This window comes from Candidatus Pantoea persica, from assembly GCF_013753875.1.
Lineage (GTDB): Bacteria > Pseudomonadota > Gammaproteobacteria > Enterobacterales > Enterobacteriaceae > Pantoea > Pantoea persica.
On sequence record NZ_SMDS01000019.1, the window covers coordinates 81,280 to 94,848 of the forward strand.

At 57.6% G+C, this 13,569-nt stretch carries 9 protein-coding genes and 10 pseudogenes; 7 read left to right on the plus strand and 12 right to left on the minus strand.

Translation table 11 applies throughout. From position 1 onward, the window contains the following. Positions 1-3: 3 nt before the first annotated feature. Positions 4-231: a YejL family protein gene (locus EIO60_RS11020; protein WP_258576828.1), complete on the minus strand. Its 228-nt coding sequence runs from the start codon at positions 229-231 to the stop codon at positions 4-6. Positions 232-389: 158 nt separating this feature from the next. Between EIO60_RS11020 and yejK the strand changes: the two are divergent. After that, positions 390-1,372: pseudogene (gene yejK / locus EIO60_RS11025) on the plus strand (nucleoid-associated protein YejK). A 63-nt stretch (positions 1,373-1,435) separates the two neighbouring features. Here the strand turns inward: yejK and rplY are convergent. From rplY to EIO60_RS17305, 4 genes are all read right to left on the minus strand, one after another. Next, positions 1,436-1,720, minus strand: a complete 285-nt coding sequence (rplY, locus tag EIO60_RS11030; protein ID WP_258576829.1) for a 50S ribosomal protein L25 — start codon at positions 1,718-1,720, stop codon at positions 1,436-1,438. 130 nt (positions 1,721-1,850) lie between these two features. Next, positions 1,851-1,982, minus strand: a complete 132-nt coding sequence (locus EIO60_RS11035; protein ID WP_258576970.1) for a hypothetical protein — start codon at positions 1,980-1,982, stop codon at positions 1,851-1,853. A gap of 86 nt (positions 1,983-2,068) precedes the next feature. After that, the gene (locus EIO60_RS17300) at positions 2,069-2,221 is read right to left on the minus strand and encodes a hypothetical protein (protein WP_508278751.1); all 153 of its coding nucleotides are present in this window, start codon (positions 2,219-2,221) and stop codon (positions 2,069-2,071) included. A 150-nt stretch (positions 2,222-2,371) separates the two neighbouring features. Next, positions 2,372-2,725: a DEAD/DEAH box helicase gene (locus EIO60_RS17305; protein ID WP_508278750.1), complete on the minus strand. Its 354-nt coding sequence runs from the start codon at positions 2,723-2,725 to the stop codon at positions 2,372-2,374. A gap of 193 nt (positions 2,726-2,918) precedes the next feature. On the opposite strand from EIO60_RS17305, the pseudogene rsuA reads away from it, so the two are divergent. Together rsuA and EIO60_RS11050 are read left to right on the plus strand one after the other, a co-directional pair. Next, positions 2,919-3,597, plus strand: a pseudogene (gene rsuA, locus EIO60_RS11045) (16S rRNA pseudouridine(516) synthase RsuA). Positions 3,598-3,724: 127 nt separating this feature from the next. Continuing rightward, a pseudogene (locus EIO60_RS11050) lies at positions 3,725-3,949 on the plus strand (YejG family protein); the annotation flags it as partial. On the opposite strand, the pseudogene EIO60_RS11055 reads toward EIO60_RS11050, so the two are convergent. The 7 genes and pseudogenes from EIO60_RS11055 to EIO60_RS11085 form a co-directional block, all read right to left on the minus strand. Next, positions 3,910-4,883: pseudogene (locus EIO60_RS11055) on the minus strand (ATP-binding cassette domain-containing protein). The pseudogenes EIO60_RS11050 and EIO60_RS11055 overlap by 40 nt on opposite strands. A gap of 18 nt (positions 4,884-4,901) precedes the next feature. Beyond that, positions 4,902-5,840 (minus strand): annotated as a pseudogene (locus tag EIO60_RS11060) (ABC transporter permease); the annotation flags it as partial. Continuing rightward, positions 5,840-6,927: pseudogene (gene yejB, locus EIO60_RS11065) on the minus strand (microcin C ABC transporter permease YejB). The pseudogenes yejB and EIO60_RS11060, both read right to left, overlap by 1 nt. A 10-nt stretch (positions 6,928-6,937) precedes the next feature. Then, positions 6,938-8,282, minus strand: a pseudogene (locus tag EIO60_RS11070) (extracellular solute-binding protein). A 108-nt stretch (positions 8,283-8,390) separates the two neighbouring features. Beyond that, the gene (locus EIO60_RS11075; RefSeq protein WP_309484709.1) at positions 8,391-9,491 is read right to left on the minus strand and encodes an EAL domain-containing protein; all 1,101 of its coding nucleotides are present in this window, start codon (positions 9,489-9,491) and stop codon (positions 8,391-8,393) included. A gap of 226 nt (positions 9,492-9,717) precedes the next feature. Then, positions 9,718-10,287, minus strand: coding sequence for a bifunctional murein DD-endopeptidase/murein LD-carboxypeptidase (gene mepS / locus EIO60_RS11080; protein ID WP_258576830.1), 570 nt, complete (start codon positions 10,285-10,287; stop codon positions 9,718-9,720). A gap of 545 nt (positions 10,288-10,832) precedes the next feature. Beyond that, positions 10,833-10,979 carry a hypothetical protein gene (locus EIO60_RS11085; protein WP_258576971.1) on the minus strand — a complete coding sequence of 49 codons (147 nt, stop codon included), beginning with the start codon at positions 10,977-10,979 and terminating at the stop codon, positions 10,833-10,835. Positions 10,980-11,023: 44 nt separating this feature from the next. Between EIO60_RS11085 and EIO60_RS11090 the strand changes: the two are divergent. The 4 genes and pseudogenes from EIO60_RS11090 to EIO60_RS11110 form a co-directional block, all read left to right on the plus strand. Continuing rightward, positions 11,024-12,433, plus strand: a pseudogene (locus tag EIO60_RS11090) (phage tail sheath subtilisin-like domain-containing protein). A 43-nt stretch (positions 12,434-12,476) separates the two neighbouring features. Beyond that, a pseudogene (locus EIO60_RS16790) lies at positions 12,477-12,957 on the plus strand (phage major tail tube protein). A gap of 26 nt (positions 12,958-12,983) precedes the next feature. Next, positions 12,984-13,307, plus strand: a complete 324-nt coding sequence (locus EIO60_RS11105) for a phage tail assembly protein (RefSeq protein WP_258576833.1) — start codon at positions 12,984-12,986, stop codon at positions 13,305-13,307. Between the two features lie 48 nt (positions 13,308-13,355). Continuing rightward, positions 13,356-13,529 (plus strand): annotated as a pseudogene (locus EIO60_RS11110) (helix-turn-helix domain-containing protein); the annotation flags it as partial. Positions 13,530-13,569: the final 40 nt, after the last annotated feature.

Sequence of the window (13,569 nt, forward strand, 5' to 3'; positions counted from 1 at the left end):
TGATTAATGGGCATTGTCGTCGCGAACGGAGACCTGCAGGGCTTCCGCAAAAGATCGGGCGAGCGAGCGGCGCTGCGCCGGCGCTACATCGCTGTTGATCACGTTGGTCACCATATTCCCTAGCACCATCAGGGGAAGGTCTGTGGGCGCGTTGTCTTTCTGCAGCACCTGAGCCAGTTGCGCAAGGAGTTTCTCTACGCGTTCGTCGCTGTAGCGGGATGATTGTGGCATATCGTCGACTAATCTCGTTTCAAAAGGCGATATAGTACCGTAACAACAGGGTTTTTACCGCAATTTTATCGAAAGCGCATCGATCGCCTCGCGCATGGAGTTGAAAGCCGGTGCGGGCGGTGTTTGAATACGCGCCTAAACTAAAAGGAGAGTCTACCATGAGTCTGGATATCGACCAGATTGCCCTGCACCAGCTAATCAAACGCGACGAGAATCAGCTTGAACTGGGGCTGCGCGATACGCTGCTGCCCGCCAACACCACCGTGGAGGCGATGGTGGAAGAGTTGCACCGCGTCTACAGCACCAAAAACAAAGCCTATGGTCTGTTTAACGACGACAGCGAACTGGCGGACGCGCTGCGCAACTGCCGCAAGGGCAACGATGACTTCCTAGCGTTCAGCCGCGCGGCCACCGGTCGCCTGCGCGACGAGCTGGCCAAATATCCTTTTGCCGAAGGCGGCGTGGTGCTGTTTGTCCACTACCGCTATCTGGCGATGGAGTATCTGCTGGTGGCGGTGCTCAACAGTCAGAGCAGCATGCGCGTCAACGAGCAGCTCAATATCAGCAGCAACCACAATCTTGATATCAACCATGCGGATACCGTGCAGCGTATCGATCTCACCGAATGGAAGCTGACGCCCGACTCGACGCGCTATCTGACCTTTCTGCGCGGCCGGGTAGGGCGTAAGGTCGCCGACTTCTTTTATGGATTTCCTCGACGCCAAAGCGCAGAACCGCGGGCTGTTGCTGGCGGTGGACGACTACTGCGCGGAGTCAGAGCTAGATAGAGCGGCAGAACTACCGCCAGCAGGTCTACAGCTACTGCAATGAGCAGCTGCAGGCGGGGGAGAAGATCGAGCTGGAAGAGCTGTCGAAAGAGCTGCCGACGCTCGGCGATAAGTCGTTCCAGGCCTTTACTCAAGAGCAGGGCTATGAGCTGGAAGAGTACTTTCCGGCGGATCGCAGTGCAATGCGCCAGCTGACCAAATTTTCCGGCAGCGGCCGCGGTCTGACGCTCAACTTCGACGCCACGCTGCTCGGCGAGCGCATCTTCTGGGATCTAGCCACCGACACACTGACCATCAAGGGCATGCCGCCGAACCTGCGCGATCAACTGCAGCGCCGCACCAGCGGCAAGTAAGCCTTCCGCCAGCCCCAAAAAACGCCGCATACGCGGCTTTTTTTTATTTCGATTCGCAGACGCTTACGCGCGTACGAAGTCGATGTGGTGCAGTTTTGGCTTGAACGGGTGACGCTGAACAGCCTGCACTTTAACTTTGGTTTCTTTACCGTCGACAACCAGGGTCAGAACCTCAGTGTAGAATCCAGGCTTCGCCTGCTGGTTCATCACTGCGTCTTGGTCCAGTTCGATGGAAACAGCGGCTTCATTACCACCATATATGATGGCCGGGAATTTGTTCGCTGTGCGCAGGCGGCGGCTCGCACCCTTACCCTGCTCTTTACGTACTTCTGCGTTGATAGTGAACATCGTAATGCCTCTTAAGTAATTCCTGATACAGGCGACCCAGCCGCAGGAGAGTTGTTCAAAGGCTCATGCGAATGCAAAAGCGGGCGGCAGTATAGCGGTAATGAGCGAGGCGGGCAAATGATTCCGCCGTTTAGCGCAGTTCGTTGGCGCGGCGGAAGCGTTCCTGATAGTCGAACAGCTTCTCGCGTACCTGCCAGAACTGCCCTTTGGCGCACGCTACCACAACATCGGGATGGCGCAGCCGCGGCTGCAACGCCACCACGTCGGCGGCGGTCTCTGATAATGTGCGGCTTGACGCGCTGCTGCTGCTTCAGTTCGCGGTTGAGATCCGCCTCGCTGAACAGCCCGTTAGCCTGCGCCGTCAGGCGGCTGAAATCGTACTTCACCACCGGCATGTCGAGCCGCTCCGGCTCCACCAGAAAGCCGTGCTTGATCATGATAGCGCAGCGGCAGCTCGTAGATGCAATCGCGGAACAGCGCTTTTTCGTCGCCGCGCACCATGCCGTGGTAGTGGAAATGATAAATCCACCTTTTGCCGAGGCGGAAGGGGTTGGCGGTCAGCCCCAGCAGCCGCAGCTAAGGATTGCGCTGGCGCAGATGGCTAAAAATCTGCTGATACTGACTGTTGTCGTCATCGCTGATGCGGTGGCACTAGTCGACGATCACCAGCGAAAAGGCGCTGTCGAACTGCGCGAGGTTGCGCGCTACCGACTGTACGCTGCCTAACACCACCTTGCGCTGGCTCTCTTTGCGCTGCAGGCCGGCGGCGAAGATATCCGCCTCTAGGCCGTAGGCCTGATATTTGCCGTGGTTCTGCTCCACCAGCTCTTTGACGTGCGCCAGCACCAGCACGCGTCCGCGCGCCAGCCGTGCCAGCTCGGCGATCACCAGGCTTTTGCCTGCGCCGGTTGGCAGCACGATCACCGCCGGTTCGGCGTGATGTCGAAAATGGTTGAGGGTCGCGTTAACCACGTCTTGCTTATAGGGATGTAGAGTAAAAGCCATTGCCGATCACTTTTGCGAAATCAGGCAAAATTATGCCATGAAATTGGCGGAAACGCGGGAACGGCTCTGTACGGCGTCGCGGGTTCGAGCTATACTTCCCGCATTTTTTCAACGGGTAAAACCCGTTTCAGTTTCCCTCCGCAGTAACAGGCAAAGCGAATTCAAGCGACTCGACAAATTCATCTCTTAGCAACTGGAAGTCCGCCGGGCTATCGCCGATCGCGAAATCCGGGGGCAAAAAGTCACCGTTAATGGCGAAGTGGTGCGCGACACCGCCTTCAAAATTCTGCCCGAGTATGAGGTAGAGTATGACGGCAACTCGCTGCAGCTGCAGGTCGGGCCGCGCTACTTTATGCTGAACAAGCCGCAGGGCTACGTCTGCTCCACGACGCTCCCGATTACTGCCCATCCTGTTCTTTATCGAAGAGCTGACCGCGTGGAAGCTGCACGCCGCCGGCCGTCTCGATATCGACACCACCGGCCTGGTGCTGCTTACCGACGACGGCCAGTGGTCGCACCGCATCACCTCGCCGCGCCACCACTGCGAGAAAACCTACTGCGTAACGCTGGAGCATCCCGTTGCGGAAGAGATGGCGCAGCAGTTCGCCGCGGGTATTCAGCTGCACGGCGAAAAGTCGCTGACCCAACCGGCGCAGCTGGAGACGATTACCCCGACCGAAGTGCTGCTGACGATCAGCGAAGGGCGCCATCACCAGGTGAAGCGCATGTTCGCCGCCGTCGGCAACCGCGTGGTCGGGCTTCAGCGCGAGCATATCGGCGGCATTGTGCTGGATGCGGATCTGGCACCGGGCGATATGACGGAAGATGAAATTAACAGCGTCGGGCTGCCCGACGAGTTAAAGCAGAAATAGCGAAGCGACCGTGCGCAAGGAAAAAAATTCAGCTGCGGGACTGGTGGTGATTCTGGGGTTGCTGGCGATGCTGATGCCGCTCTCCATTCACAGCGGCATCGTGGTAGAGGAGGGTGTAGCCAATTAGCAAGATCTCATTGCGCTGCGCCTGATCAGCCACGACGGCCATCCCTCATGGGAAATTTTGCACCAGCTGCAGGATGCGCTGGCGACGATTCAGGTCGAGTGCAAAGTGGCGGAGTGCGAAGGGACGCCCTGCCTGTTTATTATCCTGCACAGCGACGAAAGCGCCAACAACTGCTGCCTGAAAAATCAGGGCGTGGCGATTGCAGAGACGTTTAACGGCCACTGAGGCGCGCAGCCGCCTTGCTCCAACACCTCGCCCTGGCGCAGTGCAATCAGCTGGTGACACAAGGCGCGTACCACCTGCAAATTGTGGCTGATAAAGATATAGGTCAGCTGATGCTGCTGTAGCTGGCACAACAGCGTCAGGGTCTGCTTCTGCATCGAGCGGTCCAGCGAGGAGGTCGGTTCATCCAGCACGATGAGCTGCGGCTCCACCACCAGCGCGCGCGCAATGGCGATGCGCTGCCGCTGGCCGCCGGAAAACTCCGCTGCATAGCGATGATGGCGGCTCTCTGCCGCTAATCCCACTTCCTCCATCGCCGCGATGACGCGCGCCTCCTGCTGCGCGGCGTCGAGATCGGGCCGGTGTACCGCCAGCCCGGTGGTGCTTTTGCCGGAGCCGGATTCCCCGACCAGCCCCAGGCTCTCGTCGCGCCTCAGGGTAAAGCTGAGGTCGCGCACCGCTACCTTTTCATCGACCTGCCGCCTGAGCAGGCCACGCCGCACCGGAAAGGTGACGCGCAGCTGTTTGACCGCCAGCAACTGGCGGGTATAGGCGTACTGTGGCTGGCTAAACAGCGCCGCGCGGCGGCCTGGCGGATGCCGACGCGGTCGAGCGCGCTGAGGATCTCGCCGCGCGCCGCCTCACGCTGCATGCCGCGATGCAGGGAGAGCACCTCATACAGCTACTTCTCGACGGTGTACAGCAGATTAAGCGACACCATCTGCTCCTGAAAGATCATCGCGATCTGATTGCCGCGCAGCAGATCGCTGCCGTTAAACAGGATCCTGCCACGAGGATAGCTCACCGGCAGCGCGGGCAGCAGCTGCATTACCGACAGCGCGGTGACGCTTTTGCCGGAGCCGGATTCGCCCACCAGCGCCAGGGTTTCGCCCGCCTCAACGCTGAGAGAGACCTCTTTCACCAGGTTGCTCGTCACGCCGCCGCGCTGCAGCGCGACGCAAAGACCATCGATAGTCAGCAGCGACAGCAGGATCGCCAGCGTAAAGAAGCCCGCCAGCCCCAGCCACGGTGCTTGTAGATTATTCTTGCCTTGCAACAGCAGCTCGCCGAGCGACGGCGATCTCACCAGCAGACCGAAGCCGAGAAAATCGAGTGAGGTCAGCATGGCGATCGAGCCGCAGAGGATAAACGGTAAAAAGGTGAGGGTGGCCACCATCGCATTCGGCAGCATAATGCGCGTCGCTGACGCCCAGCGCCTGCGCCGCGCGGATATAGTCGAAGTTGCGCGTGCGCAGAAACTCGGCGCGCACCACGCTTACCAGCCCCATCCAGCCGAAAATCACCGTAACCAGCAGCAGCCACCAGAAGCCCGGCTGGATGACGCTGGAGAGCAGCACCAGCAAAAACAGCGCGGGCATGCCGGACCAGACTTCGATAACGCGCTGGCCGATCAAATCGACCCGTCCGCCGAAGTAGCCCTGCACCGTGCCGACCACAATGCCGATAACGCTGGAAAAAAGGTCAGCAGCAGGCCAAACAGCAGCGAAATGCGCGTGCCGTACAGCAGGTGCGCCAGCACGTCGTCGCCGTTGGCGTCGGTGCCCAGCCAGTTTTGCGTCGACGGTGGCGAAGGGAAGGGCGTTTGAGTGGCGAAGTTGATGGTGCCGTCGCTGAAGCGGATCGGCGCCTACAGCGCCTAGCCGTGCTGGTTCAGCCGGTTTTGCAGCCAGGGATCCTGATAGTCGGTGGCGGTCGGCAGCGCGCCGCCGAAGTCGCTTTCGCTGTAGCTCACCAGCAGCGGCTTATCATTCGCCAGCAGATCGGCGCCGAGCGAGAGCGCAAAGATAATCAGGAAAATCCACAGCGACCAGTAGCCGCGTCGGTTGTGGTGAAAACGCAGCCAGCACTGCTGATTGATCGGAGACAAGCGCATCAGCGGCCCTCAAAATCAATGCGGGGATCGACCAGCATATAGGTCAGGTCGCTGACGATATTCAGCAGCAGGCCGATCAGGGTGAAAATATAGAGCGTGCTGAACATCACCGGATAGTCGCGCTGAATAGTGGCGTCATAGCCCAGCAGGCCAAGGCCGTTCAGCGAGAACATCACCTCGATCAGCACCGAGCTGGTGAAAAACATGCTGATAAAGGTGGCGGGAAAGCTGGCGATCACCAGCAGCATGGCGTTGCGGAAACGTGATGGTAGAGAATACGCCGCTCACCGAGACCCTTCGCGCGCACCGTCACCACGTACTGCTTGCGGATCTCATCCAGAAAGCTGTTTTTGGTGAGCATGGTCAGAGTGGCGAAACCGCCGATAACCGTCGCCAGAACCGGCAGGCTGATATGCCACAGATAATCGGCCACCTTGCCATACCAGGGCAGTGAATCGAACTACGGCGAGGTGGGGCCGCGCAGCGGAAAGCAGTCGAGATAGCTGCCGCCGGCGAACAGCACGATCAGCATGATGCCGAACAAGAAGGCGGGCACGGAGTAGCCGATGATGATAAAGGTGCTGCTCCAGACGTCAAAGGCGCTGCCGTTGCGCACCGCCTTTTTAATGCCCAGCAGGATAGAAATCAGATAGATAATCAGCGTGCTCCACAGCCCCAGGCTGATGGAAACCGGCAGGCTCTCTTTGATCAGCTGCACCACCGAGGCGCTGCGAAACAGGCTGTCGCCGAAATCGAAGCACAGATAGTTCCACAGCATCTCGACATAGCGCTGCCACATCCGCTTATCGAAGCCGTAGCGCCGCTTGATTTCGGCGATCACCTCCAGGTCGAGGCCGCGCGCGCCGCGATACTAGCTGTCGCCGGGCGTCGCGCGATTCAGCGCTTCCCGCGCGCCGCCATCGCCGCCGCCGCCCGGCAGGCCGCTGCTCTGGCCGAACTCAATATTGGCCAGCGCCTGATTAACCGGTCCACCGGGCGCGATCTGCACAATAAAAAAGTTGAGAGTAATAATGGCCCACAGCGTAGGGATCACCAGCAACATTCTGCGCAAAAAATAGGCGGACAATGTCGGCTCCTCAGCGTCGTTCCGCCGGCAAACGCGCGGTTTTATCGGGGTCATACCACCAGTTTTCCAGCCCGCTGGCGTAAGCGGGCTTTGCTGCCGGATGGGCGAACTTATTCCAGAGGGCGATGCGATCTTCCGCGTTGTACCACATAGGGATCATATAGGCATTCCACAGCAGGATGCGATCCAGCACCTGGCCAAGCGGCAGCAGCGCCGCCTTGTCGCTCTGGTGCGCCACTATCGCCTTGACGAAATGGTCCACCAGCGGATCCTTCAGCCGCGCGCTGTTCCATGAGGAATCGATATAGTCCGATTGCCAGCAGGTCTGCAGATCGGAGCCGGGCGCAGGCATCGCCAGATAGAGCGAGGCGATCATATCGTAGTCGCCCTCGCGCAGCCGCCGCAGATACTGGGAGGCGTCCACCACGCGCAGCGTCAGGCGGATGCCGAGCCGTGACAGGTTGTGCTGGTCGGGCAGCGCCCAGTCATTGCTGGCGCCGCTGCGCAGCAGCAGCTCGATGCGCAGCGGCTGGCCGCTTTGCGCGTTTTAGCGGAGCCCTCTTCGCGCAGGTCAAAGGCGCCCGCGTTGAACGCCTCAAAGGCGACGTTATCGTCCAGGTAGTAGTCGTAGCGCAGGGTATCGAAATTAAAGCGGCCGCAGTTTACCGGCAGGTCCGCCGCCCAGTAATCTTTTACCCGGCTGTACTCAATATACTGGCTACTGGCCCAGCTTGTAGCGGCTGATGCGGTAAGGGCCACTGGAGAGCGGCGGCGCGCTGAGTGGCTCGTTGAACGGCCTTGTCTGCCAGAACGCCTGCGACAGCACCGGCAGCGTCAGCAGCCCCAGCATCATATCCTTGTCGGCCTTTGGCAGCTGGATGCGCACTGTCTGGCGGCTGAGTGCGGTGACGCTAACGCCGCGGTAAAACATGCGAAACTGCGGCACGCCTTCGCGCATAAATTTGTCGAAGGTAAAGGCAACGTCCTGCGCGCGGATTAAGGCGGATCTCCATCCAGCGGAAATCGCTGGCGTAGCGCGCCGATTCAGCGATCAGCGGATAGTAGCTGTCCGGCTCGTCGTCTGAACTGGTAAACAGCCGGTCGTAGAGCGTTTCCGTGCCTGCGCCGGGATTGCCGCGCGAGGCGTAGCGGTTGAAGTTGCCAAAGGTACCGACCACCGCCATGGTGAGCCTGCCGCTCTTTGGCGAGGCGGGATCCACATAGTCAAAGTGGCGGAAGCCGGGCGCGTATTTCGGCTCGCCCAGCGTGGCGAAGGCTCGGCTTTGCTGGATCATCTCGCCGCGCAGCGGGGCGCAGAGCGTGGCGAGCAGCAGGCTTATCAGGCGCAACAGCATAGGGATGGCGGTCTCCTGTTTTTTTCGCCGACGAGCTTAGCACTTCCGGCGGCGTCGCAACCAGCTATCCGGCCAGCGTCGCCAGGCTGCGGCTGCGGTAATAGTCGATCAGCTTATCTGGCCGCAGCGGGCGGCTGAACAGATAACCCTGCATATGGCTGACGCCGTGTTTGACCAGTCAGGCCGCCTGCTCGCCGGTGGCGACAGGTTCAGGCTCATATGGGTGCCGGCAGGCACACAGGGATTCATGCGGTGCGCATCGCGCGCCACCAGCTCAAACAGGTGGCGCGTCAGCGGAATAATCAGGTTCAGTGACTCAGCGTAGCTGATAAACATATCGGGCGGGATCATCCCTTCGCTGGGATGGGTCCAGTGCAGCAGCGCCTCCAGGCCGTAGGTGCGACCGCTCAGGGTGCTGATTAGCCGCTGATATTCCACGTGAAATTCGCCGTGCTTGATGCCAAGCAGGATCTCTTTGCCGGGCCGCTGGTTTACCGACAGCAGTAGCCAGCAACTGCCGCCGACCAGCAGCGACAGCGTACTGCCATAGAGCACGAACTGCAGCGGGTAGACTCTGAGCGGCTGCGGCGGCAGCGCGCGGTTCTCGACCACGCTTTGCCGCCAGCTGGTCAGCGCCGTATTCTGCGCCACCAGCGCCATACCTGTGATCTCCGGATGGTATGAGGCCAGCAGCTGATAGGGCGTCAGGTTAAGGTTAACCGTCGCCAGCACGCCGGACTGCGCGCTTTGCGGATTGCGCAGCCAGAGAGCGAAAACGGGCTTGCCGGGCTGCAGCGGCGTGCCGCTCAGCAGGCGCAGATCCAGGTTGCGGCCGAGATCGGTCTGCTCCGAGATGGCGTTGAGCGGTAGGTAGAAGGCGCCGGCGGCCGATGAGCAAAAGGCGTAGCCCTCGCGCACCAGCAAAATCGCGCGCAGGTCGCTGGCGAAGGCGGAGCGGGAGGTCAGCTCCTGGCTGATAGCGTGGCAGTCATGCTGGGTAAAAGAGACCAGGGGATTCAGGGTATTGGCGACAAGCGTATCTAGGGCGCGTTGCAGGCTGGCGCGGCTGTCGTTCAGCAGATGCTGATGCCAGGTAAAGGTCAGCAGCAGCGTAAAGAGGATAAAGAACAGGCTGCCGAAGATCGCGCTGCTCCAGGCGATGCGACGAGGATAGGAGGCCTGGCGCGTTAGCGCCCTGGGCAGTGGCATGGAGGTGCTTTCCCCTTGTCTTATCTTTCATTATTGACTCTGCACGACTGCTCTGGCGAAAGTGATGAGAATATAACGAGACGGCAGGGAATGTATCGATATGCTTCTGATAAACAATCACTTTTACGCTATGGCTACGTAAATTATCCAGGATAAAGACGAAAAAAAAACGCTGCTGAGCAGCGTTTTATGTTTTCTCTTGCTGAGAAACGAACAGGTTCAGAAGCTAGCTGGGATTACGGCTTAATACCCGACGGCCTTCGCGATAGCGCTTTTTCCAGTAGCGGTCATTCAGGCTGGAGATCATCACGCCGCTGCTGGTGGAGGCATGTACAAAGTTGTCGTTGCCGAGATAGATGCCCACGTGGCGGCCAGTCGAGCCAGCGCGGAACAGCACCAGATCGCCGGGACGCATCTTGGTGCGCGAAATCTCTTTGCCGGAGTCCTGCTGCTCCGAGGTGGAGCGCGGCAGCTCTAAGCCAAACTGGTCGCGAAAGGTACGCTGCACAAAGGCAGAACAGTCGATGCCGCGTTTGGTGTCGCCGCCGAGGCGGTAACGCACGCCTTTCCAGTCGGCATATTGTTCCATGATACGGGATTTAACATCCACATTCTGCACCATCTCTTCAAATTCATCCTGAGACGCCTGAAGTAAAAAACCATTCTGGTTGTTAACTTCATGATTCTCGTTTTTCGCGTGCTGACCGGTACTGCTACATGCTGAGAGGAGAGTTGCCAGCGCCACTGCAGGCAAAATCCACCAGATATATCTCAGTATTGGTTGAGATTTGACCATTGTTCGTATATTCCTTCGAAGTCCTTACGACAGGATGTCGCTAGCCAGGTGATAAAACGGATTGAGATTAATAAGCGTGACAGCCTAAGACAATTCCTTAATTACTAAAATGTGTTAACGAACACTTTTTTGCTTAAAAAAGAACCGAATTTTCTGCTTCTGATGCCTCTACGCCATGGAGATTAACCGATTACAGACGCCGTAGCGAGGGCTTTTACGTAATTTCTAATAGCTTTTTTTGATTTGAAATCAGTCTGTAACACACTGGTTACTTTACCCTCAATTTTAAAAAATTACTCTTAAAATAAATGCGACAAACAGGGGCAATTCCGCGGTTAGATAAGCTTTTAAGCCTTTTCTCACTGGACAAGGGGGCGGGAAAGAGAATTAAAAAGGGAAAACGTCATAGGCTTTTCTTTATCATTAGCCTGCTAATAATACTGGCGGGGTTTTAAAGCAGAGAGGGATAAGAATAATGCCATTCTTTTATTTGCGCTTATCAATAAGCGTCGGGCGCTTTCTGTTCGATCGGCCTTTAGCAATCGTCAGGGCTTATATTTGCCCGTCAGTTTACGATAAATCGCATTGACCACCGCGTCGCTCAGAGGCGTCAGCAGCACCCAGCTCAGGCCCACCAGCAGCACCGAAAGCGAGCCTGCCGCGATATCGGTAAACCAGTGCGCGCCCGCCATCAGACGACAAGCCATCAGACATAATAAAGTAACGAGGTCACTCCATGAGCAGAGAAAAACATCACGGCGTCGATACGCTGGAAATCGAGCGAGGGCCACGTCCGGTCAAAACGGAAAAATCGTCGGTAATTGGGCTGGTCGGTACCGCGCCGAAAGGCCCGGTCAATACCCTGACCGGGTGCCTGTCGGAAAAAACGCGGCTCAGTTTAGCGATGAGGCAAGTGGATTTACCCTGCCACAGGCCTTGCGCGCTATCTATGACCACGGTGTCGGTACCGTTCTGGTGGTCAATGTGTTTGACCCCCGAAAACATCAGAAAACGATAACCGCGGAACGTGTAACTTTGGATAGTATGCACCACAGTGCCACCCTGACTCAATTACCTGTGGGCGATATAGTGGTGAAAAGCGTCGATGGGCAGACCTTGTTTCAGGCGGCGACCGACTATGCAGTCGCATACGCTACCGGCAAGGTGACCCGCGTCACCACCGGCGGTATTGCCCAGGGGGCCACCGTCAGTGTCACCTATAACACCCCGGATGTCTCAAAAATCACCGCCGCTCTGACATTCTGGGCACCACCAATGCTGCCGACCAGCGTACCGGGATGAAAGCGCTGGAAAATGCCGACAGCCTGTTTGGCTTTCGCCCCAGACTGCTGATTGCTCTCGGCTTCTCGCACCAGAATGCCGTGGCCAGCGCCATGATTGCCCTGGCCTACCACTGTGAAGGCATTGCCTATTGCCCCGGCGGGGATGACGTTTGCCCAGGCGATAGCCAGACGCGGGCCACAAGGCACCATTAATTTTTAATACCTCCTCTGACCGGGTGACCGGGTACGCCTGTGTTATCCGCAGGTCAAGGTCTATGACAAGGCAACAATCCAGACTCGCCTGGAGCCGCTGTCGGCGGGTCTGCGGGCAAAAGTGGATAGGGAAAAAGGGTTCTGGTGGTCGTCTTCCAATCAGGCACTGATGGGCATTGTCGGCATTGAGCGCCCGTTAAGTGCGCGCATTAATGACGCCAATGCGAGTCAATCTGCTTAACCAGAACAGTATACCACGGTGTTTAACCGCTTTGGTAGCGGATTACGCCTGTGGGGCAATAGCACGGCGGCCTGGCCGACCGACGCACCTGAAGAATTTTGAAAATGTGCGGCGACCGGGGACATGATTAATGAGTCTATCCGCCATTTCAGTCTGCAATATATTGATCGCCCCATTAATCAGGGGCTGATTGATGCGCTGACCGAGGCGGTTGATTGCCGATGTTGCGTTGCTTGGCTTTCACTGCTGGTATGACCCTGCGAACAACACCAAAGACGCGCTCAGTCTGGGGCAGTTGAAACTGAATTACAAATATCCCCCCCCCCCCCCGCCGATGGAGCACCTGACCTTTGAGACGGAAATCACCGATGACTATCTCACCTTCCTGAAAAGTGGGGTCTCCGTATGAGCGTGACGCACAGGGTCAATAAGACAACGATAAGGAGCACATCATGGCGGGTAATGCACTGCATTTTATGACCAATGCCAACGTCTGCCTGGACGGCAATAGCCTGCTGGGTCGGGCAAAAGAAATCAAACTACCGGAAATCAACGTGGTGCAGCAGGAGCATCAGGCGCTGGGGATGATAGGCAAAATTCAGTTATCGGCGGGGTTTGACAAGCTGGAAGGGGAAATTCACTGGACCAGCCTGTATGAAGAGGTGGCGCTGCGCACCATCAATCCTTTCAAGGCGTATCCGCTGCAATGTCGCGGCAGCCTGCAGCGCTATAACCCGGCACAGGGTCGCCAGGATTGAACTGCCGGTGGCGGTGTTTATGACGGTGATGTTCAGCAAAAATAGCCTGGGCAGCTTCAAGCAGCATGAGGTGCCAGAGATGAGCAGCAGTTTTACCTGCAGCTATATCAAGCAGGTCATGGATGGCCAGGTGCTGCCGGAGCTCACCGACTACCGCGCCAATCTGGGCGCATGACAGTAACAGGTTAAGGAATAACCCTCATGACACAGTCTTTACATTACACCTTGCAATACCCTTATGCCCTGGGCAGCGGTGAAATGCTGACACAAGTCACTTTAAGCCGGCTCAGGGTCAGTGACATCAAGGCGGTACGCCGCTTAAGTGAAAACGTCAATGACTGGGACAGCCTGCTGATTGCCCGCATGACCGGCCTGATACCGGAAGATATCGACAATATGGATTTGGTGGATTATCAACAGTCGCAAAGCCACTTTCGCCAGTTTGCGGGGCTGGATGCAATCGCCGAAGGCGCTGCGTCAGGCGCAGGCCCTGTTGGCGAGATGGTTTCGCTGGCAGCCGAGTGAGCTGAATGCGCTGACAGTGGTGGAATTTGAGGACTAGGTAGACCTTGCGTATTACCTTCTGCACAGCAAGAACAGGTTAAAAAATCACTTGAGTCCGGCCATAATAGAAAACAGCTGGCATTACTGTATGGCGTTTCATTGACCAGCACCTACAAATATTGTCCAGTTGATCGTACCACTCGAACAGGCCAAAGTGCCTCCGATAAAAAAATGGCAGTGTAATTTCTTTGCACTGATGGAAACAAAAGTAGCCCGTCATTTA

What these genes read in the sequence shown, in the direction of transcription:
- EIO60_RS11020 (WP_258576828.1), bottom strand. Translation starts at nt 231, where the DNA reads ATGCCACAATCATCCCGCTACAGCGACGAACGCGTAGAGAAACTCCTT.
- rplY (WP_258576829.1), bottom strand. Translation starts at nt 1,720, where the DNA reads ATGTTCACTATCAACGCAGAAGTACGTAAAGAGCAGGGTAAGGGTGCG.
- EIO60_RS17300 (WP_508278751.1), bottom strand. Translation starts at nt 2,221, where the DNA reads ATGGTGCGCGGCGACGAAAAAGCGCTGTTCCGCGATTGCATCTACGAG.
- EIO60_RS17305 (WP_508278750.1), bottom strand. Translation starts at nt 2,725, where the DNA reads ATGGCTTTTACTCTACATCCCTATAAGCAAGACGTGGTTAACGCGACC.
- EIO60_RS11075 (WP_309484709.1), bottom strand. Translation starts at nt 9,491, where the DNA reads ATGCCACTGCCCAGGGCGCTAACGCGCCAGGCCTCCTATCCTCGTCGC.
- mepS (WP_258576830.1), bottom strand. Translation starts at nt 10,287, where the DNA reads ATGGTCAAATCTCAACCAATACTGAGATATATCTGGTGGATTTTGCCT.
- EIO60_RS11085 (WP_258576971.1), bottom strand. Translation starts at nt 10,979, where the DNA reads ATGGCGGGCGCGCACTGGTTTACCGATATCGCGGCAGGCTCGCTTTCG.
- EIO60_RS11105 (WP_258576833.1), top strand. Translation starts at nt 12,984, where the DNA reads ATGACACAGTCTTTACATTACACCTTGCAATACCCTTATGCCCTGGGC.